The sequence below is a fragment of the Acetobacter thailandicus genome (assembly GCF_011516655.1).
Lineage (GTDB): Bacteria > Pseudomonadota > Alphaproteobacteria > Acetobacterales > Acetobacteraceae > Acetobacter > Acetobacter thailandicus.
Genome location: NZ_WOSV01000003.1, coordinates 40,270 through 61,709, shown reverse-complemented (window position 1 = coordinate 61,709; position 21,440 = coordinate 40,270). Strand labels below are relative to the sequence as shown.

16 protein-coding genes are annotated in these 21,440 nt (G+C 51.9%); 8 read left to right on the top strand and 8 right to left on the bottom strand.

The window, feature by feature from the left end:
• Positions 1 to 71: 71 nt before the first annotated feature.
• The gene (gene carB, locus GOB58_RS05370; protein ID WP_173559557.1) at positions 72 to 3,326 is read right to left on the bottom strand and encodes a carbamoyl-phosphate synthase large subunit; all 3,255 of its coding nucleotides are present in this window, start codon (positions 3,324 to 3,326) and stop codon (positions 72 to 74) included.
• Between the two features lie 68 nt (positions 3,327 to 3,394).
• Positions 3,395 to 4,804 carry a glutamine-hydrolyzing carbamoyl-phosphate synthase small subunit gene (gene carA, locus GOB58_RS05365; RefSeq protein WP_173559556.1) on the bottom strand — a complete coding sequence of 470 codons (1,410 nt, stop codon included), beginning with the start codon at positions 4,802 to 4,804 and terminating at the stop codon, positions 3,395 to 3,397.
• A gap of 173 nt (positions 4,805 to 4,977) precedes the next feature.
• Here carA and GOB58_RS05360 point away from each other — a divergent pair, with 173 nt between their 5' ends.
• From GOB58_RS05360 to GOB58_RS05325, 8 genes are all read left to right on the top strand, one after another.
• Positions 4,978 to 5,433, top strand: a complete 456-nt coding sequence (locus tag GOB58_RS05360) for a GatB/YqeY domain-containing protein (RefSeq protein WP_086554350.1) — start codon at positions 4,978 to 4,980, stop codon at positions 5,431 to 5,433.
• Positions 5,434 to 5,467: 34 nt separating this feature from the next.
• Positions 5,468 to 7,291: a DNA primase gene (dnaG, locus tag GOB58_RS05355; protein ID WP_173559555.1), complete on the top strand. Its 1,824-nt coding sequence runs from the start codon at positions 5,468 to 5,470 to the stop codon at positions 7,289 to 7,291.
• A gap of 156 nt (positions 7,292 to 7,447) precedes the next feature.
• On the top strand, positions 7,448 to 9,400 hold the full coding sequence (gene rpoD, locus GOB58_RS05350; RefSeq protein WP_086554348.1) for an RNA polymerase sigma factor RpoD: 1,953 nt from the start codon (positions 7,448 to 7,450) through the stop codon (positions 9,398 to 9,400).
• 34 nt (positions 9,401 to 9,434) lie between these two features.
• Positions 9,435 to 9,974, top strand: a complete 540-nt coding sequence (locus tag GOB58_RS05345; protein WP_233133332.1) for a GNAT family N-acetyltransferase — start codon at positions 9,435 to 9,437, stop codon at positions 9,972 to 9,974.
• A gap of 154 nt (positions 9,975 to 10,128) precedes the next feature.
• Positions 10,129 to 10,599: a 30S ribosomal protein S6 gene (gene rpsF, locus GOB58_RS05340; protein WP_086554346.1), complete on the top strand. Its 471-nt coding sequence runs from the start codon at positions 10,129 to 10,131 to the stop codon at positions 10,597 to 10,599.
• Between the two features lie 5 nt (positions 10,600 to 10,604).
• A complete protein-coding gene (rpsR, locus tag GOB58_RS05335) occupies positions 10,605 to 10,880 on the top strand; it encodes a 30S ribosomal protein S18 (RefSeq protein ID WP_086554496.1) in 276 nt (91 codons plus the stop codon).
• A gap of 12 nt (positions 10,881 to 10,892) precedes the next feature.
• Positions 10,893 to 11,471 (top strand): 50S ribosomal protein L9, encoded by a 579-nt coding sequence (rplI, locus tag GOB58_RS05330; protein WP_173559554.1) that lies wholly within the window; start codon positions 10,893 to 10,895, stop codon positions 11,469 to 11,471.
• Positions 11,472 to 11,557: 86 nt separating this feature from the next.
• Entirely contained in the window at positions 11,558 to 12,769 is a 1,212-nt protein-coding gene (locus GOB58_RS05325; protein WP_086554344.1) for an SAM-dependent methyltransferase, read from the top strand.
• Positions 12,770 to 12,894: 125 nt separating this feature from the next.
• Here GOB58_RS05325 and rsmA read toward each other — a convergent pair whose 3' ends face one another.
• The 6 genes from rsmA to cysG all read right to left on the bottom strand — a co-directional run bounded on the left by rsmA (position 12,895) and on the right by cysG (position 21,359).
• The gene (gene rsmA, locus GOB58_RS05320; protein WP_086554343.1) at positions 12,895 to 13,716 is read right to left on the bottom strand and encodes a 16S rRNA (adenine(1518)-N(6)/adenine(1519)-N(6))-dimethyltransferase RsmA; all 822 of its coding nucleotides are present in this window, start codon (positions 13,714 to 13,716) and stop codon (positions 12,895 to 12,897) included.
• 3 nt (positions 13,717 to 13,719) lie between these two features.
• Positions 13,720 to 15,090: a peptidylprolyl isomerase gene (locus tag GOB58_RS05315; RefSeq protein WP_173559553.1), complete on the bottom strand. Its 1,371-nt coding sequence runs from the start codon at positions 15,088 to 15,090 to the stop codon at positions 13,720 to 13,722.
• Between the two features lie 80 nt (positions 15,091 to 15,170).
• The gene (locus GOB58_RS05310) at positions 15,171 to 17,498 is read right to left on the bottom strand and encodes an LPS-assembly protein LptD (RefSeq protein ID WP_173559552.1); all 2,328 of its coding nucleotides are present in this window, start codon (positions 17,496 to 17,498) and stop codon (positions 15,171 to 15,173) included.
• Between the two features lie 9 nt (positions 17,499 to 17,507).
• Positions 17,508 to 18,623 (bottom strand): LPS export ABC transporter permease LptG, encoded by a 1,116-nt coding sequence (lptG, locus tag GOB58_RS05305; protein WP_173559551.1) that lies wholly within the window; start codon positions 18,621 to 18,623, stop codon positions 17,508 to 17,510.
• A 22-nt stretch (positions 18,624 to 18,645) separates the two neighbouring features.
• Positions 18,646 to 19,794, bottom strand: coding sequence for an LPS export ABC transporter permease LptF (lptF, locus tag GOB58_RS05300; RefSeq protein ID WP_173559550.1), 1,149 nt, complete (start codon positions 19,792 to 19,794; stop codon positions 18,646 to 18,648).
• Between the two features lie 161 nt (positions 19,795 to 19,955).
• Complete coding sequence (gene cysG, locus GOB58_RS05295) at positions 19,956 to 21,359, bottom strand: siroheme synthase CysG (protein ID WP_173559549.1); 1,404 nt, start codon at positions 21,357 to 21,359, stop codon at positions 19,956 to 19,958.
• Between the last annotated feature and the right edge of the window lie 81 nt (positions 21,360 to 21,440).

Sequence of the window (21,440 nt, the reverse complement as noted above, 5' to 3'; positions counted from 1 at the left end):
GGCCGCTATGATAAGAGTATCCCTTCTGCCCCGGTCAGGGGCAGAAGGGTGAAAACCCGCTTTTGCTGTTTTCAGAACGTCCCACTAAAGTATGACTGAAGTGGCGCAACATCAAGCGGTCCTTCACGCATTGCTGCAATGGCATGTGTTGCAGCGCGTGCGCCGGCCATTGTTGTGTAGTGAGGAATGCCCAGAACAAGGGCAGAGCGGCGAATATCAAAGCTATCTGCCACTGATTGTGCGCCAAGTGCTGTGTTGATGACCATCTGCACCTCGCCGGAGCGAATAGCGTCAACACAGTGCGGGCGGCCTTCAAGCACCTTGCTGACCACTTTCACTTCAATGCCGGCTTCGCGTAGTTTCTGTGCGGTGCCGCGGGTTGCCATGATGTTCAGCCCCAGTCTGGCAAGCTGACGGCCAAGGGCAGGCAGGTGCGCCTTGTCGCTGTCTCTGACAGAGAGGAAAACAGTGCCGGAAGTGGGCAGGCGCACGCCCGCACCAAGCTGAGATTTGGCAAAAGCCCGCTCAAACGACGTATCCAGCCCCATGACTTCACCTGTTGAGCGCATTTCAGGCCCGAGGATCGTGTCGGCTTCTGCAAAGCGGTTAAAGGGGAAGACAGCTTCTTTAACAGCAACATGCGGGGTTACGGCACGGTCATCCAGGTCGAAATCAGTCAGTTTGCTGCCTGCCATGACGCGTGCGCCAATTTTAGCAACAGGTACCCCTGTGGCTTTGGCAACAAAAGGCACGGTACGTGAGGCACGGGGGTTGACTTCAAGTACGAAAATATCCGCACCTTTAATCGCGAACTGAACATTCATCAGCCCGATAATGCCCAGCTCACGAGCCATTGCTTCGGTCTGTTCTTTCAGTTCAGTCACAATAGCCGGTGAGAGCGTGTAAGGCGGCAGGGCGCAGGCACTATCGCCTGAGTGAATGCCGGCTTCTTCAATATGCTCCATAACCCCGGCGACGTAGACATCTGTGCCGTCTGCAATGCAGTCAACGTCAGCTTCAATAGCATCATTGAGATAATGGTCGATCAGCAGAGGGCCGGAAGCAACATCAACACCAGCCAGCTGCAAAGCAACACGCATGTAGCGCTGCAGGGCCGTACGATCGTGTACGATTTCCATCGCACGTCCGCCCAGAACGTAAGAGGGGCGTACGACAACAGGGTAACCGATTTTTTCGGCAATTTCTTCAGCTTCCTGCGGAGAGCGGGCAATACCGTTCGCAGGCTGGCGCAGGCCGAGCTTGTGCAGCATAGCCTGGAAACGCTCACGATCTTCGGCTTTATCAATTGCATCAGCCGGAGTGCCAAGCAGAGGAATGCCGGCTTTTTCAAGAGCATGAGACAGTTTCAGCGGAGTCTGGCCACCATACTGCACGATACAGCCGCGAATTTTGCCATTCTGCTGTTCGCACTGGATGAGGGAAATCACATCTTCAGCGGTCAGAGGTTCAAAATACAGGCGGTCAGAGGTGTCATAGTCAGTTGAGACAGTCTCAGGGTTACAGTTGACCATAATGGTCTCAAACCCGGCTTCGCTCAGAGCATATGCTGCATGCACACAGCAATAGTCGAACTCAATGCCCTGACCGATGCGGTTGGGGCCACCACCGAGGATGATAATTTTTTCACGCTCTGTCGGGTTTGCCTCACAGGAGGGCGCTGCAAAAACACCTTCGTAAGAAGAGTAGAAATAAGGTGTGGCAGAGGCAAATTCACCGGCACAGGTATCAATGCGCCTGTATCCCGGAACAACTTTTTTCTCTGCGCGCAGACGCGTGACTTCGTCAGCCTGAAGGCCTGAGAGGCGGGCGAGCTGGATGTCAGAGAAACCCATAGCTTTCAGGCGGCGCAGGCCCTGTGTATCGCGTGGCAGGCCGTGATTTTCAATGGCATGTTCGGCCTGAATAATCTTTTCAAGCTCTCTGAGGAACCAGGGCTCAAAGTGGCAGACCTCGTTAATATCCTCAACGGAAAGACCTGCACGCAGAGCCTGTGCCGCCATAAGGATACGTTCGGGGCGTGGCTGTGAAAGAGCCGCGCGGAAAGCATCTGTGCCGCCATCGCCGGGAGGGGTAACAGGGTCAAGGCCGGTCAGGCCTGTTTCCATCGAGCGCAGGCCTTTTTGCAGTGCTTCTGAGAAGGACCGCCCGATGGCCATGGCTTCACCCACTGATTTCATTGATGTGGAGAGCAGGGCTGGTGCACCAGGGAATTTTTCAAATGTGAAGCGGGGAATCTTCACAACAACATAGTCGATTGTTGGCTCGAAAGAGGCCGGTGTTGTTTTGGTAATGTCGTTTTTGAGCTCATCGAGCGTATAACCAACAGCCAGCTTTGCTGCGATGCGGGCGATCGGGAAGCCTGTTGCTTTAGACGCCAGAGCGGAGGAGCGTGAGACGCGTGGGTTCATCTCAATGACGACCATGCGGCCATCTTTGGGGTTTACACCAAACTGAACGTTTGACCCGCCGGTTTCAACACCAATAGCGCGCAGACAGGCGATAGAGGCATCGCGCATGCGCTGATATTCTTTGTCTGTCAGAGTCAGAGCCGGGGCGACAGTGATTGAGTCGCCGGTGTGCACGCCCATCGGGTCAATATTTTCGATCGAGCAGACGATAATGCAGTTGTCAGCTTTATCGCGGACAACTTCCATTTCGAACTCTTTCCAGCCGAGAACAGACTCTTCCACCAGTACTTCTGTGGTGGGAGAGGCATCCAGGCCAGACAGGACAATCTGCTCAAACTCTTCGCGGTTATAAGCGATACCGCCACCTGAGCCACCCATGGTGAAAGACGGGCGGATAATGGTGGGGAAGCCAATTTCTTTCAGGGCGTCATGGGCTTCGCTCAGTGTGTGGGCAATAAAGCTGCGTGGGCTTTCAATGCCGATGGCATCCATCGTTTCGCGAAATTTCTGACGGTCTTCGGCACGGTCAATAACTTCTGCACTGGCACCAATCAGCTCAACACCGTGTTTTTTGAGCGCGCCTGATGCGTCAAGCGCCATGGCTGTGTTGAGTGCCGTTTGCCCGCCCATGGTGGGGAGAATCGCATCGGGTTTTTCTTTGATGATGATGCGCTCAACATACTCGGGTGTAATCGGCTCAACATAGGTTGCATCAGCCAGGCCCGGGTCGGTCATAATGGTCGCCGGGTTAGAGTTAACCAGAATAACCCGGTAGCCCTCTTCTTTCAGGGCTTTACAGGCCTGGGTGCCTGAATAGTCAAATTCACAGGCCTGGCCAATGACAATGGGACCGGCACCGAGGATGAGGATGGAGCGAAGATCTGTCCGTTTAGGCATGGTGTGTCGTCCAGTTCTGGCAGACAGCCCGGTCCGGGCTGGGAAAGCGGAGGGAAGGGGCGTGTGTGTCAGTTTTTGCTGGCATGGTCGTCGATCAGTTTAACGAACCGTTCAAACAGGTAAAAACTGTCTGATGGACCAGGACTTGCTTCAGGGTGATACTGAACAGAGAAAGCCGGGTAGCGCTCAGAGGCCAGGCCTTCGTTTGATCCGTCAAACAGGCTGACATGGGTTACGCGCACATCGGCTGGCAGGCTCTTGGCATCAACAGCAAAACCGTGATTCTGGCTGGTAATTTCAACCTTGCCTGTATCCAGGTCTTTTACGGGCTGGTTCGCACCGCGATGTCCCTGTTCAAGCTTATAGGTTTTGCCGCCCAGGGCCTGTGCGAGCAGCTGGTGCCCCAGGCAGATGCCAAATAATGGCAGGCCGGTTTTCAGAATATCCTGAATAACAGCGACAGCATAGGTGCCGGTTGCAGCCGGATCACCCGGACCGTTGGAGAGAAACACGCCCTCAGGCTTCAGGTCGAGAATTTCTTTTGCAGAAGCGGTAGCTGGCACAACGGTCACATCACAGCCGGCAGTGACCAGGCAGCGCAGGATGTTGCGTTTTGCACCATAATCAACAGCTACAACTTTGCGGCGTTTACCTGCGGGGGCAACCGTGCCGGCAGGCCATGACCACACACCGTCGTTCCATGTGTAAGCTTTTTTGCAGGTGACATCCTTTGCCAGGTCCATGCCTTCAAGGCCGGGCCAGGCTTTTGTCGCAGCCAGGAGAGCTTCATGGTCGAACTGCCCGTTTTCAGGGAAGAACAAAGCTGCGTTCTGCGGACCTTTATCGCGAATTTTCAGGGTGAGGGCCCGTGTGTCAACACCGGCAATGCCTGTAATGTTCTGCGTTTTCAGCCAGTTTTGCAGCGGTGCTGTGGCGCGCCAGTTTGCAGGCTCCGTCACGTCTTCTTTAATGACCAGGCCACGTGCAAAAATCTTATTAGCTTCAGCATCTTCATCATTGATGCCGACATTGCCGATATGCGGGAAGGTGAAGGTAATGATCTGCCCGGCGAAGGATGGGTCAGTCAGGGTTTCCTGATAGCCTGTCATACCTGTTGAGAAGCAGATTTCACCCACAGCAGGGGTATCGGAGAAGGCGCCAAACCCTTTGCCCCAGAGGAGGGTTCCGTCTGCAAGAACAAGAACGGCTGTGGCGCCGTCGGGGCGGGCATGAGGCATGGAGGATCCTGTTGAGCTGGTGCCTGCAGGCATGGCCGCAGAAAGGTCTGAGGCTGATGTTGCGGGCTGAAGGTCTGTCAGAGAAAGCCCCGTGGCCTGCGCAATAACAGGCCAGTGGCGGGAGGGAATAGACTGAGCCTGCCGCCATTTACGAATGGCTTCGGTACCAACGCCTGTCAGGCGGGCAGTGGCCTCCGGGCCACCCAGGCGAGCGATGATGCTATCGATAGACATGGACATGGCGCGTGTTACTCCTCGCGATGCCGCTCTCTTACCAGTTTTTCCACGCAGTGGGAAGAAATTTCCCACTCATGGTTTTTATTTCCTGTGAGGGAAAAAACTTCCCAAACTGGAAAGTTCTCTCTCTTTGGTTCATATGCGGTTGAGATGCACAGAAAACAACAGGAGCGAAGATGTCTTTACGTGAAAGTCTGATGGCAGACCTTAAGGGTGCAATGAAAGCCGGAGAGAGCGCACGTGTTGCGACTATCCGTATGATTATGGCAAAAATTAAAGATGTTGAAATTGCTGCCCGTGCAAAAGGGGGCGAAGGGCTTGATGAGGACGAAGCGGTCTCAGCTCTGCGTGGTATGGTAAAGTCACGCACTGAATCTGCCACAATGTACCGTGATGCAGCCCGCCCTGAGCTGGCAGAGAAAGAAGAAGCTGAAATTGCGGTTATCCGTACCTATCTGCCTGCTGAAATGGATGAGGCTGCTCTGGTCGCGGCTGTAAGCGAAGCTGTTGCGGCAACAGGTGCCCAAAGCATGAAAGATATGGGTAAAGTTATGGGTGCGCTGAAGGCGAAATTTGGCAGTAACCTTGATATGTCCCGTGCTAATGCCGTGGTTAAGGCGCAGTTAAGCTAAGAATAATGCGTTCAGAAACAGGATATGATTTTTTATGGCGATAGAGCCTGGTTTTCTTGAAGAGCTGCGTGCGCGTACGCCGCTGGCCTCTGTTATTGGCCGGCGGGTCAGGCTGGCGCGCTCAGGGCGTAACTGGAAGGGGTGCTGCCCTTTTCATGGTGAGAAGACCCCGTCCTTCTACGTTTATGATGATCATTTTCACTGTTTTGGCTGCGGTGTGCATGGCGATGTTATTTCTTTCGTCATGCAAAGCGAGGGTAAAAGCTTTCCCGAGGCTGTTGAGGAGCTGGCGGCCTCTGCAGGCATGGAAGTGCCTAAAGAGACGCAGCGCTCGCGAGAGGAGGTTGCCCGTGCGCAGTCTCTCAGTGATGTGCTTGAGCAGACGCAGCTTGTCTGGTCGCGTGCACTTTATGCTCCTGAGGGGCGGGCGGGTCTTGCGTATCTCGAAAAACGCGGGCTGACGCGTGAGACGATAGAAAAATTTGGGCTGGGCTGGGCGTCTGGCGGGCGTGACAGCCTGACCCAGGCACTGGCTTCACAGCGTATTACGCCGCAGATGATGGCTGATGCCGGGCTGATGCGCCTGGATGAGCGTGGTGGCCCTAAAGGTGAGCTGTTCTGGGAGCGTGTGACATTTCCTATTCGTGACCGAAAGGGGCAGATTGTCTCCTTTGGCGGGCGTATGCTGGGTGATGGTCAGCCTAAATATCTGAACGGGCCGGAGACGGCTCTGTTTTCTAAGCGACGACTGCTTTTTGGTCTTGATCGTGCGCGTACAGCCCTCAGGGCGCCCCGGCCGCCAGGTGCGGCAGCCCCCGATCTGATTGTGGTTGAGGGGTATATGGATGTTATTGCGCTGCATCAGGCCGGGTTTTGTGGTGCCGTGGCCCCTCTGGGTACGGCACTGACGCAGGAGCAGCTTGAAGTGCTCTGGCAGATGAACTCTCAGCCGATTTTATGTTTTGATGGTGATATTGCTGGTCGCAGGGCAGCAAAGCGTGCGGCAGAGCTGACGCTGCCGCTGATGAAGGCTGGTTATACTCTGCGTTTTTGCCTGCTTCCTGAAGGGGAAGATCCGGACAGTCTCGTGCGTGCCCGTGGAGAGCAGGTTGTGGCAGAGATGTTTGCGGCTGCCCGCCCGCTGTCAGATGTTTTGTTTGAGCTGCTGGTCGGGCGTGTTGAGAATCCGGGGCCGGAAGAGCGTGCCGCCCTGCGCCATAAGCTTGTCGAGGCGGCTGGGCAGATTCCCGATAAAGCTCTGGCATCAGAGTATCGTTCGACACTGCTTGATCGTTTTTTTGAAGTTTTTCGTAAAAAGAAAACCAGTGGCAGGTCAGATTTTCAGAAGAGTCGTGCGGTCAATATTGAGCTTGCCGGAGCCGGTGTTGATGCTGATTATGAAAGGCAGCGTAAGTTACTGGGTTTGCTGGTGCGTTACCCTGAAATTATCCCGGAGGTTGAGGAGGCACTTTGCCGCCTGTCGTTGTCAGCCGGATTACAGCAGGTCAGAGATGTTTTGCTGGATCTGTCGATAGCAGGTGAGGTGCCGCAAACCAGTGAGGATTTGCTTGAAAAGCTTGAAGAGTCTGACCGTGCCGTTTTGCAGGAATATATTTTGTCAGATGGTGTTTTACCGCTGTTTTCTGGCAGGGAGGATGTTTCGCTCGCTGTTGCGGCCAGAACACAGTGGTGGCATTTCTATGGTTTCCTGAATTTTTCTCAGTTTAAGCAGGAAGTCGATCAGGAAGTTGCCCGTTTTGCCGCTGAGGGAGGGGATGAGGCCGAATGGAGGCGTTTACAGCCCCGTCTTGAAGCTCTGACCCGTCTGAAAAGCGGTGAAACAGAGGGAGAGAAATAACCGGAATTTTCTTTACTATCATAAGACACCTCTTGACTTATGGCGAGGGATATCCCACGTCCTGCCCGCTCCGGGAAGATTCAACAGTGTTTGTTTTGAACAAGCACTGCGATTTTTATTTTTTCGGAACGCGAACGGGGAGGCACAGGTCTGGCAATGGCAACAAAAACAGCATCAGGTAGCGTAACACAGGCAGAAGACGGCGATACCGCTACTCTTGATACGCAGTCTGCTGCGGTCAAAAAGCTGATTGCCAAAGGTCGTGAAAACGGTTGTATCACGTTTGACGAGCTGAATGCTGTATTGCCGCAGGATAAAATGTCTTCTGAGCAGATCGAAGACATTATGGCTATGCTGTCTGAAATGGGTATTCAGGTTGTCGAGAATGAAGAAGGCGACGATTCTGAGACTTCCAAGGACGCTAAATCTGAAGACGGTGAAGAGTCGGAGGAAGAGGCCGAAGAAACAGAGACCCCGGCCGGCAATGTAAACGAAAATCTGGGTCGTACAGATGACCCCGTGCGTATTTACCTGCGTGAAATGGGAACAGTTGAGCTGTTGTCACGCGAGGGTGAGATCGCAATTGCCAAGCGTATCGAAGCGGGTCGTGATGAAATGATTGGCGGGCTGTGTGAAAGCCCCCTGACATTCCGCGCCATCATTTCCTGGCATGAAATGATTCGTAACAACGAAATGCTGCTGCGCGATATCGTTGATCTTGAGGCTATGCAGTCAGGTGGTAATCCGCCCGAGGAAGGCTTCGAAGAAAACGAAGAGGCCGCTGAGGGCGAAGAAGAGGCTGAAGATACCGAAGGCGATATCGAAGGTGAAGGCAGTGGTCTTTCACTCTCCGCCCTTGAAGAGAAGCTTAAGCCGGAAATTCTTGCTCATTTTGAAGATATCGAGCCGCTTTACGAAAAGCTGCGCTCTATCCAGGTTCAGCGCATTGAATCTCTGACCGCCGGTGAAGAGGTGCAGAGCCAGTTTGAAGAAACTTATGTTGCTTTGCGCGATGAGCTGGTCGGTAAAGTCGAGCTGGTCTGCCTGCATAATAATCGTATTGAAGATCTGGTCCTTCAGCTTAAAGAAATGTTCCGTAGCCTCAATGCCCTTGAAGGCCGCATGCTGCGCCTTGCTGAGAGCTGCCGGGTTACCCGTGAGGACTTTCTGCTGAAATATCGTGGCCGTGAGCTTGATCCGGCATGGATGGATATGGTCTCAGCTCTTCCTGGTAAGTCCTGGAAGAACTTTGTCGCCAAGCATGCTGAAACAGTTGTTGATCTGCGTAATCAGGTTGCTCGCCTGGCGCAGGAGACCGGGCTGCCTATCGGTGAGTTCCGTCGTGTGTATGCCACAGTAGCACGTGGTGAGCGTGACTCAGCACGTGCCAAGAAAGAGATGATTGAGGCTAACCTGCGTCTCGTTATCTCGATTGCAAAAAAATATACCAACCGTGGCCTTCAGTTCCTCGATCTGATTCAGGAAGGGAATATTGGGCTCATGAAAGCGGTGGATAAATTTGAATACCGCCGTGGCTATAAGTTCTCGACTTATGCAACATGGTGGATCCGTCAGGCTATTACCCGCTCTATTGCTGATCAGGCCCGTACCATTCGTATCCCGGTACATATGATCGAGACGATCAATAAGCTGGTGCGTACGTCGCGTCAGATGCTGCATGAGATTGGTCGTGAGCCTGCCCCGGAAGAGCTGGCAGAAAAGCTGGGTATGCCGCTTGAAAAAGTGCGTAAGGTGCTCAAAATCGCCAAAGAGCCCATCTCTCTTGAAACGCCGATTGGTGATGAGGAAGACAGTCACCTTGGCGACTTCATTGAAGACAAAACAGCCATTATTCCGCTTGATGCTGCTATTCAGACCAACCTGCGTGAAGCAACCACCCGCGTTCTGGCGTCACTGACGCCGCGTGAAGAGCGTGTGCTGCGTATGCGTTTTGGTATCGGTATGAACACCGACCACACCCTTGAGGAAGTCGGGCAGCAGTTTAACGTAACCCGTGAGCGTATTCGTCAGATTGAGGCGAAGGCCCTGCGTAAACTGAAGCATCCCAGCCGGAGTCGTAAGCTTCGGTCCTTCCTGGATGACAACTGAGCCGTTAATTTCTCCTGCTGAGCCGGTAACATGCATGAAGGTCGTTGTGACCTTCATGCGTATGCTGAAAGCTCCGTCTGGCCAGGCGCCTGTGTTGCCTGATGGCTGGGAGATTGTCCCTTCAGTCAGCGTCAGTGTGGCTGAGTATCGCAGACTGCATCATCGCGTTGGGGCTGAGTATTGCTGGTGGATGCGCCAGGCGCAGCCAGATGCAGCTCTTGAGCGACTGCTTGCTTCGGGTAACCTGCAGATAGGCTATTTGCTTAAAAATGGTGCAGTTCGCGGTTTTTTTGAATTAGACCTGTCGAATATTCAGTTTATTAATCTGAATTATTTCGGGCTTTTCCCGGAGGTTATTGGTGCGGGTGTCGGGCGTCGCTTCCTTGATGCGGTTATACGTCTCGCCTGGTCATATTATCCGGTTATGTTGCAGGTTAATACCTGTTCAGCGGATCATCCACGTGCTTTGCCGCTTTACCGGGATGCCGGCTTTGAGGTGTTTCGCGAGCTGGAAGAGGTATGGCCCGTACCGCAACGCCTGGGACTGATTATTCCTGAGCGCTTTCGTATTTAAAAATCTTGCGTTTTTTTGCGTATTATGATTGTTAGGCCGTCTTCCCTGCCGGTGTGTGGCATCATGCCGGCTATACCCGTTGTTTTGCACAAAAACAGCTGATTGTCAGAATGGTCTGGCTCAGTCGGGTTGATTTTATCCGAAGGGAGACAATATGCCGCTTTATGAAACCGTGCTTATTGCACGTAACGACATTTCTCAGCAGCAGGTTGATGCCATTGTTGATGGTATCGTTGCTCAGATCGAAACAGACGGTGGTAGTGTCAAGAAGCGTGAATACTGGGGTCTGCGTACCCTGGCATATCGCATCAAGAAGAACCGCAAAGGGCATTATGTGCTCCTGGGTCTGGACACAAAGTCTGAGATGCTCAAAGAAATCGAACGCCAGCTGATGATCAATGAAGATGTTCTGCGTCTTCTGACACTGCGCGTTGAAGAGATTGATGACACTCCTTCTCCGACTCTGTCTCGTAAGGGTGAAGACCGTGGTGAGCGCAGCTTCCGTGGTCCAAAGCCAGCAGGACGCTTTGAGAGCGGCCGTGGCCGTCGTTCTTCCGAAGATCGTGAAGAATATCGTGCACGTGACGACAAACCAGCCGATCTGGCTGAGAATGATGGGGAGTGATCAGAATGTCTGATACGAATGAAATCAACCCAGCAGCACGTCGTCCAGCCGTAGGTGCTCGTCGTCCGTTCTATCGCCGTCGTAAATCCTGTCCTTTTTCTGGCGCAAATGCACCGAAAATCGACTATAAGGACGTTCGTCTTCTGAGCCGCTTCCTGTCAGAGCGCGGTAAGATCGTCCCTAGCCGGATCACCGCGGTTTCCGCAAAGAAGCAGCGTGAGCTGGCACAGGCTATTAAGCGTGCTCGCTTTCTGGCTCTGCTTCCCTACGTTATGAGCTGATAGGGGGCAATTATGGCTGTAACAGAAGTAATCCTGCTTCAGCGCGTTGCACATCTGGGTCAGATGGGCGATGTGGTGAAAGTTCGTCCGGGCTATGCCCGTAATTTCCTGCTGCCACAGGGCAAGGCTATTCGTGCAAACGAAGCCAACCGTTCACGCTTTGACCGTGAACGCGCTCAGCTGGAAGCACAGAACATCAAAAACCGTGAAGAAGCAGAGCGTCTTTCTGAGCGTATGGATGGCCTGTCAGTTGTTCTGATCCGTCAGGCAGGTGACAGCGGCAGCCTGTATGGTTCTGTGTCTCCACGTGATGTGGCTCAGGCTGTAACAGAAGCTGGTTTTATAGTTTCTCGTCAGCAGGTTTCTCTTGCTCATCCGATCAAATCTCTTGGTCTGTATGAAATCAAGGTTGCTCTGCATCCTGAAGTTGTTGTGCCGGTTATCGTTAACGTTGCCCGTTCAGCTGAAGAAGCAGAACGTCAGGCACAGGGCGATGCAACTGTTGTTAAAGAAGAAGCCGAAATCGGCGACGATGTTGTTCTTGAGGGCGAGATCGTAGCAGAAGAAGTTGAAGTTCAGGCAGAAGCCTGAGTGACAACACTCTTGATATAAGCTGAGAAAAAGCCCGAAACTTTGTTTCGGGCTTTTTTTTATGTCCGTGACAGGGATGAAAAACTATGAACCGACTTCTCGATCGTATTTTGAAAAGCTTTATTTCAGCAGGGCAGTTGTCTGTAACATGGGCAGATGGCAGCCAGAGTGTTTATAAGGGGGCTGTGTCAGGGCCATCGGCTGGCATGGCCTTGTCAAACCATCAGATTGAAGCTGCTCTGGCTCTTAATCCAGGCCTGGCCTTTGGTGAAGGCTATATGGATGGTGCGATTACTCCCCTTGGGTGCAGTTTGTATCAGCTTCTTGACCTGCTGATGCTTAACTCAATGTCTCCGGGACATTTGCCAGCTCAGATTGCAGAAGGTTTTCGTTACGTTTGTCGAAAATGGATCCAGTTTAACCCTGTTAAACGTTCACGGCGCAATGTCGCGCATCATTATGATCTCGACAGTCGTTTATATCAGTTGTTTCTTGATAAAGACCGGCAATATTCCTGTGCTTATTTTCGCCGTGGCGATGAAACACTGGATGAGGCGCAGGAAGCAAAAAAACACCATATTGCATCCAAGCTTTTACTTAATAGGCCAGGCCTTGAAGTGCTTGATATCGGGTGTGGGTGGGGCGGTATGGCGCTGACTCTGGCGCGGGATTACGGTGCCATTGTTACAGGTATAACCCTGTCGCAGGAGCAGCTTGATGTTGCCCGTCAGCGCGCTCTGGACGAAGGATTACAGGGGCAGGTACGGTTTGAAATGCTCGATTACCGTAACCTGCAATGTCGTTTTGATCGTATTGTGTCCGTTGGTATGTTTGAGCATGTTGGCGTGAGCCATTACGAACAGTTTTTTGAGACCGTAAAAAATAGTCTTAAAGACGATGGTATCGCTCTTATTCATTCCATAGGACGTAATGACCGGCCTGGTACGACAAACCCGTGGCTTGATAAATATATCTTCCCTGGTGGTTATTCTCCGGCTCTGAGTGAAGTTTTTACAGCGGTTGAAAAATCTGGTCTGTGGGTCACTGACTGTGAGATTTTACGCCTGCATTATGCAAAAACCATAGCTGTCTGGAGAGAGCGTTTTGCTGCAAACAGAGCAAAAGCGGTTGCGCTTTATGACGAGCGCTTTGCCCGTATGTTTGAGTTCTACCTTGACGCAGCAGAGTTATCTTTTCGGGTGCAGGGTCATATGAATTTTCAGATCCAGCTCTCCCGGGGGATTGATACTGTGCCTCTTACCCGTGATTATATGTCTGAGGCTGAAGCAAAGAAGTAGCTTTGCCTGAGTAGGGTAACGTAAGGTCTGCCGGCAGAAATTAAACAGCTGGCAGCCTTTATTACCTTACCGGGTACAGAGGGGAGGCAGGCCTTTTAAAGGAGAGGGGACCGCCCCGTACCGTCTCAGCGGTTAAGATGTGCTTTTGCCAGCAGGTCAAACTCTTCAATACTAAGTGTTTCCGCCCGGCGAGTACCATCTATACCTGTTGTGGCGAGTAGTTTTTCACCACCGACAGATTTCAGAGCGCCACGGAGCATTTTTCGTCTCTGGCCAAAAGCTGCTGCGGTTACCTGCTCCATGGCTTTAAATAACGCGGGAGATGGCTGCTCTGCTTTAGGGATAATACTGACGACTGCTGACCATACAGCAGGTGGAGGAGAAAAAGCGCCGGGAGGTAGCTTCATAACCACCGCGCAGTCAGCGCACCACTGCGAGATCACAGCCAGCCTGCCATAATGCGTACTGCCCGGTGTAGCGCAGATACGTTCAGCAACTTCGAGCTGAAACATCAGCGTTAAGCGCTCCCAGGCTTTGCCCTGGTGCAGCCACCCGATTAGCATAGGGGTTGCGACGTTATAAGGCAGATTAGCGATAATCTGCCGCGGGGCGGGAGTGAGACTGCTCAGATCTTCTTTGAGGGCATCGGCTTCAATTACGCGCAGACGTGCAGGGTGGCTTTGTGCCAGCTCGCTAATAACAGCGACAGCACGGGTATCGACCTCTACGGCAGTGACACTGACTGCCGGTGTTGCCAGAAGGGAGCGGGTCAGCCCTCCCGGTCCAGGTCCGACTTCAATGATGTGTCGTCCGTCAAGAGAGCCGGCGAGAGCTGCAATACGCCCTGTGATAGCAGGGTCGAGTAAAAAATGCTGCCCCAGAGCTTTACGGGCATCCAGACCATGGCGTTTGATAACGTCGCTAAGACTGTCAGTAGAAGCAGACAGAACTTATACTCCCTTAATTTTAATACGTTTATTGATAATAGCCCGACGGTGCAGGTCATTATCAAGCTGGCGTGCTGTTTGCTCAACGCGCTCGCTCATCAGCTGGTCAGCAATTTCACTTGGTGACCGTGAAGCGAAATTTTTCTCTTTCTTCGAGCAGACCATAATCAGGGAAATGCCATCAGGGGTAATCAGAGGACGGGAAAGTTTATTGAGTGGCAGAGGTGCAATAACTTCCTGCATCTGAGGATTCATGCTCTCAAGCGGTAATTCACCCGGGTCACTGGGGCGTTTCTCACCAGATTCTTTATTGATATCTTCTACCTGCTGGCAGGTATTAACGGTCTGCCCATAATGTACTGCTTTTTGCAGTACCTGTTCCTGCTGTGCTGTTGGATGCTGTGGGTTGAGAGGGGTACTAAATGGCAGGAAAGCCTGACGCACAGTGACAACATGACCAGGCTGATGCCCGATAATGCGTTTGCCATTGACTGTAATAATGACAAACCCACCGGGAACTTTAATGGGATTTGAAATGGCGTTTACCCCAACAGGGATCTGCCTGATAATATTAACGACGGCCGGATCGAGTTCATCTTCCTGTACCCAGCCCATTGAGCCACCCTGCAATGCGGTCTGACTTTGTGAAAACTGTGCAGCAACAATCGGGAAAGGGGCGCCTTTACGCAATTCCTGAATAACGGTGTTCGTAAAAGCCAGCTCTTCCTCTGCATGCCGGGGGTCGTCAACTTTTACAAAAATTTCGCTCAGATTATATTCCGGGCGTCCATCCTCACGGCGCAACGCTTCTTCACGCTGTGCGATTTCCTTTGCGGTTACACGCCCGTGTGCCCCCAGATCCTGCCGCAAAACCTGGATCCAGCCAATTTGCACGCGAATCTGATCGATCAGGGTGGTCAGAGAGACGCCATCAGAGGCAAGGCGGTCCCGCAAAGCGTTAGGCGCCATGCCATTGCGTTTTTCAATATTGGCAATGGCTGCGGCAATCTGCTCAGGAGAGATGTTGATATGCCGGGAGTAGATTTCCTGGGTGCGCAGACGCTCATCAATCATCTGACGGATAATTTGCGAGCGCATGCGCTCCATCAGTTCCGGGCTGATTTGTAAGCCTGTTGACAGGGCAAATAATTTTCCTCTGTTATCAACATCACGTTTGGTCAGCGGAATATTGTTAATAATAGCCAGAATCATATCATCCGGCTCAGGGGTTGCCGGTGCAGCGTTGCCTGTGTGCCCGGCCGGGGTGACCGCCTTAATTGTTGTATGGCTGGCGGCCATAGCTGGTGCACAGGAAAGAGAAAAAACGGTCAGCGCAGCGAGAGAGCACATGAGAGCAGGAGAGCGTAGAAGCATACAGAGCGGTCTTTCAGCTTTCTGACAGAAGAAGCGTATCATTGCTGATAGCGGAATCGGCAAGGTTTTTGAAGTAGTTCTTACTTCAGGCCGAAAGAGCCAAGGGTTTTAAGGCTGACTGTGAAAAGCACAGTCGAGTTACGCTGCTGCCCGCCAATGGTTGTGTATTGTTTCATATATAATACATCTATTCCAAAGCAGTCGTTGCTGTAACCAAGGTCTCCACCCAGTGATACAAATTCTTTTCGTGACAGGCTGCGGCGTGCAAAAGCAGACAAGTGCCATGCGCCCCAGTCTGAGGAGAAACCACCACTCAGTTCGTTGGTTTTGACGTAATAGAGTGAAGAGGGCCCTGATGAACGATAGTCTGTGGCATAATAATAGTAAGGTGTAACCGGTTCATAAACATAGCCACCACGAACGCGGAAGTGAGGAACACCAACGCTGAATAATGCATCACCAAAATTTACGTGCTTGGTGTAGGGATCGAGACGCATGCGTCCGTTAAAATCGAAATACTGATTAGGGACCACGCGCGCCCGCATGACGATATCAGAGGCGTGGTGCTCAAGTCCGGAATATGGGAGCTGATCGTGGTTGATATGCTCCTGAAAGCTTTCTCCTCCCAGCAGGTCAACCTCATGTCCGTCCCATGTCCAGTTTGCGTGCAAACCGACATTGGCACGCAACCCGCCGTCCAGTCTGTCCGTGCCCTGATAGCGGTTAAGCGAAAACAAAGTTGAATCGGTGAACTCATAGGACATACTGTCTTCGTTCGGCATATTATTTCTGCTATACCCTGTATTGGGTGCATAGATAAGCTGGACGATGGGCTCGAGAATCTGAGAGCCGTGTCCCTTTTCAAATGCCCGGACAAAAGGCCAGCTGGTTTTCAGAGCGATGGTCGGGAGTACCTGCCCTGAAGTTGCAGCGCCGTGGCGGTTATAATAGTTGGGCTGCTGGTCAAGATGAGAAGCACTATAGAGTGTTGAATCAAGATGCAGCGTCAGCAGGTATTTTTGTCCCAGCTTGTTCTGAAAAGGACGGTCCCAGTTGAGTGCAACCTGCCCTCTGATATCAGAAGTCCCGTTGTCACGCCTGACATTAAAGTCGGTTGTAGACATGCCAAAGCGTCCGCCAAGTGCATCAGGCTGCCCCAGGAAGCTGTATGTGTAACGGGGCAAAACAAAAGGCAGGTCCGTGTTACGAATAACACCCTGGTTCAGCCCCTGATAATACTGGGCGTCGATACGTGAATATGAGCCTGTACCGAACCCTTCAAGATAAACATTAGAGTTAAGGGTATCGTTACCATAACCGGTAACACGGTAGTTACGCATGTAGTCAGCTGATGTTGCCAGGTTAACGTTTACACCTGCACGCCAGTATTTGTTGAGTGAGAAATTAGCATTCAGGAACAGATAGCCCTGAAAACCGTGCCCATTACCGCCTGAAACATCGTTACCAAAATCGTTGGTATAGGCTTTGGAGCGCATAGAGCTGTCAGTTATGCCGCCCTGCACTTTGACCATGCCGAAGTTAAAGCGACGACGATACTGTGCGCTTAGCTGAGGGTTTGTTTTGGTTGAAAACAGTGCCTGCACAGTCATGTCGGATTGATTATCAATCACCCAGTAATAGGGGATTGTAAAATAGGTACCAAGGTAGCGGTCATGGGGGGTAACCCCAGGCATCAGAAAGCCGCTGTGTCGTTTGGCAGAAGGGTCGGTCATAGAAAAGAAGGGCATATACAGGACCGGAATTCCCAGAATATCGAGATAGGTGTCTCTGAAAATAATTTCCTGATGTTCGAGGTCCTGTGTCGCGTCGTAGGCACGGAATTGCCAGAACGGTGCTCGTTTTTTGTCTTTTTTACAAATTTCACAGGCTGTGTAGACAGCACGGCTCATGTCGTTAACTTTTCCGCCTGTACGGCGCATACCATTGGCGGCCATTCGTGCATTTTCAGGCAGAGTTGTGCCGACATGCATCATAATCCCATCGCGCATACCGCCGGTGAGTTCGGCATATTGCGCGTGAATGACTGTTCCATCAGGCTGTATAGAAGCAACATTGCCATGCGCTGCGACAACGCCCGTGTCTCTGTCATAAACGATTTTGTCAGCGTGCATGACGTTATCGCCCTGCCAGAGCTGTACGTTCCCCGTCCAGGTGATGGTATGCTCGACGTCATTATAATCAACTTTGTCAGCCTGAAAGGTTGCTGGCTGATCAGTTGAATTATTTTTGGTCGGTGTCAGATGCATCGGAGATGGACGAAACTGAGCCATAGCAGTTTCTGGCATTGCCAGGCCCAGGCCTGATGCAAGCGTGCTCAGGGCGGTGGCTGCTGCCATAGCATGTTTGCGGCGCGTTAACCTGTATCGTGACGGTGGCTTATAATGCATTGTTTTAAGTCAGCCATCCTCAAGGTGGAGAAGTAGTGAGAGTGCCAGGCAAAGCCCTGCAACTGCAGGTGCCCATGCAGCCATGACTGGCGGGAGTGCACCGGAATTACCGAACTGCTCAGCAACTTTTGACACAGTGAAGAGCAGAAAACCAGCAGCAACACCAGAGCCAATCATACGGGCAACACCACCACGGCGGATAGGCCGCATAGAAAAGCCTGCTGCGACCAGGGTCATTGTGCCGGCAAGCACAGGAATAGCAAGTAGTGACTGGAAATGAATACGATGCCTGACAGATGAAAAGCCTGATGTATCAAGAAGATGAATAAAGCCTGGTAATGTCCAGATGGAAAGAGTTTCAGGAGAGGCAAAACTATCCTGCACCCGGTTCAGTGTTAAATCAGTCGGAAGCACGAATTGTCCTGCAGGCTGTAAAATCTGATAAGGTCTGGCTGTGTAGCTGTTATTCAGAATCCATTTCTGATGTGACAGGTATCCCTCAGGTGATTCGATGCGTTCAATCAGACCATCTTCATGGTCAAGGCGCAGAACGGAGATATCTTTCACATGAAGTGAAGCATTGCTCCACATTTTCACGCTGCCTACATGAATGAGTGCGACACCATGCGGGTCAAACCGGGTGTCTGACTGTCGCAGCCAGAGAGAGCCCCCCGTTAAGGTGAGTGGCCCGCCTTCTGTGCGTAAATATTGCTGATCCAGCTCTTCAGCCTTGCGGTAGAGGGAGGATGCCATGGGAGAGAGCACCATGGTTGTCAGCAGGCCTATTGTTATGGCGCAGGCCAGAGGGGCAGTAAGGAACTGCCACGCCGAAATGCCCGCTGCACGGGCGACAATAAGTTCGGATGAGCGCGTCAGACGCCAGAAACAGATAATGCCGCCAAGCAGTACACCAAATGGTAAAATCTGAATTGAAAAATGAGGCACATGCAACGCTGCGATTTCAGTAACCACATTTGTTGATACGTTTGGTTTTGTTGCAACGCGACGCAACAGGTCAATAAAATCGAACAGGCAGACGATGCCTGTCAAAGACGCAATCATAGCCAGAACGCAAAAGACAAACTGCCGTGCGATATAAAAAGAGAATGTCGGAGAGGCGAACATGGTTGTGTTTATCTCTCTCTCTTCAGGAGGTCATTTCTGCTTTGGTGCTTTTCGCGCGTTCGGGGCCGAACAGAATAGCAGAACAAATCAGACCTGGCAGCAGGGCCAGAACAGGAATGAGAGGAATAAGAGAGGTATTGCGGCTCGCGAGGTTTTGCAGGACCAGGTTACATGCAAGCAGGCCAACGACGGCAAGAATGGCACCCAGGGGACGCTTGATATTGCCATGGCGTGAAAAGATACCGCGCAGAACAGCAAACAGCCCGACCATAGCAAAAGAGAAGCAGGTGAGGGGTGAGGTCAGCCGTCTCCATCCTTCCACTTTAAATTTGCCTGTATCACGCTCTGACACAAGCTCCGGATCAGGATGAAGCAGCATAGAAAGAGACATTTCGGCTGCGTCTGTACTGCGTGATTCTGCCTGTTTCTGAGACGTAAGGTCCATAGTGTCTTCTTTAAAAACAAGCATATCCAGGCGGCCGGTCTGTTTGTTAATCACCTGACGCGAGCCATCGTATAAAATGACCCGCGGCACATCATCCACCACAACCAGTGTGCCGTGGTTGGCCAGAATAGTTGCATGGCGGTCAGGCTGACGATCATCCTCAACCATAATACCGTGTAGTGTGCCATCGTGACTGCGTGAACGGATATAGACAGTCATTACATCTGAGACTTTGGTAAAAACGCCTTCCTGCAACATAAAGGCAGCCATTTTATTTCGGATCTGAAATTCGTAAGCTCTGAATGCATGATAAGAATGCGGTACAATCCATAAATTGAGCAAAAAACCGCAAATGGTTGCCATGATGGCGCAGCTTACCCCTGGCTTGGCAGTCGCAAAAGGCGAAAGGCCAGCAGCGCGCATAACAGTCAGCTCTCTGTCTCCTGCCAGCCTCTGATACACAAACAGGCTGACGACAAATGTCGTAATAGGCAGAATAACAGCGACAAATGAGGGAACAAGCAGGCTTGTCAGCTTGATAAAAACCCCCAGAGAGAGCCCACGGTCAACAACCAGAGACACAAAGTGCAGTGACTGCATAAGCCATATTAATGCTGCCAGCCCACCGGTTGTTGCAAGCAATGCGACAAAAAGCTGGTGAAAAATATAGCGGTCCAGTGTGGGAATGCTGTTTCTCAGCCAGAGCAGCAATGAAGCAGGTGTCATATGTTGTATCTACCGCCTCCACCGGGAAGAGCAATATTTTCTTTGATTTATGAAATATGAAAGAGTTCTGTGTTTCGTTCTTCTGAAATTATAGTCGATATCTGAAAAAAAGATAGCACGTTACCATTCCGACGATATGAAAAATATATTTGTCGTCAAAGTCAGGGGTGCAATGGAACCACTCTGTGGCGGACAACCTCACCAATTATTACAAGGGCCGGGCTGGTTACCTTGTGTGTTACGGAAGTTTCAGGAAGAGAGCTGAGTGTGCCGGTGAAAACACGCTGGCGTGGTGTTGTACCGTGCTCAATCAGAGCTGCTGGCCAGTCTGCGGGTAAACCATGAGCCTGTAACTGCTGACATAAAGATGGAAGGGCATTTAACCCCATATAAATAACAATTGTCTGGCCATGCAGAGCAATTTTTTCCCATGCCAGTTCGAGCGTACCATCTGCACGGGCATGCCCTGTCAGAAAAAGGCAGGCCTGTGCACAGTCACGGTGTGTCAGGGGAATGCCGGCATAGGCTGCACAGCCATTAGCGGCTGAAATGCCTGGAATAATGCGAAAAGAAACGCCTGCATCAACCAGAGCTTCCATTTCTTCACCGCCCCGGCCAAAGATGAAGGGGTCACCACCTTTCAGGCGGAGCACACGTTCCCCGGCTTTTGCACGGCGAATGAGTTCGGCATTAATGTCCTGCTGAGGCAGGGTATGGTGGTTGCGTTGTTTGCCAACGAAAACACGCTCAGCGTCGCGGCGGACATAATTAAGAATATCTGGCGAGACAAGATTATCATACAGAACTGTATCAGCGTCCTGCATCAGGCGCAGAGCGGCAAGGGTCAATAAATCCGGGTCTCCTGGTCCGGCACCAACAAGCCAGACTTCACCCTGCTGGCGGTGTCCTTCCGTCAGGCGGTTAAGTTCCTGGGTGGCCTGTTCGGTTTTCCCTTCCAGAGCCAGTTTCTGACCTTTGCCATCGAGAAAACTTTCCCACACCCTACGGCGTTCAGATGGATCAGGGAGCTTGTCACGCAGGGGCAGGCGGGCGTTTTGCATAAAGGCTGCAAGCTTATTCAGACCAGCCGGGAGGAGCTCTTCAATGCGTGCCCGCAGTCGTCGCGCCAGAACGGGGGCTGCACCTCCGGTGGAAACCGCAATCTGCACTTCCCCGCGAATAGACAGGGCAGGCGTAATAAAACTTGAAAAACCCGGATCATCGACTGAGCAGACAGGCACATTAGCCTCAAGGCACAGGGTAGCCAGCGAACGGTTCAGCGCTTTGTCATTTGTGGCAATATAAACCAGCCGGCAGTGCGGCAGCCGCACCCTGACGTCAGCAGCCGTTACATCCAGGGCCTGGTGCGCAATTTCTTTTTTTTCAGCAAGTATGCGCAGCTCATCGCATAAATCAGAAGACAGAACCTCGATACGCGCTCCGGTCTGGACAAGTAGCTGCACTTTGTTGGCAGCGACGTTTCCGCCTCCGATAACGAGCACATGGGCGTCTTCCATGCGCAAAACAATGGGGAACCATCCGGTTTTGGGAGATGTGGGCTGCATAGGATAAAGAGCAAGCAGGCTTTTATGATCAATGCAAGCTTTGTTTGGGATATTTATCAAAAATATAAGGATATTTTCTCA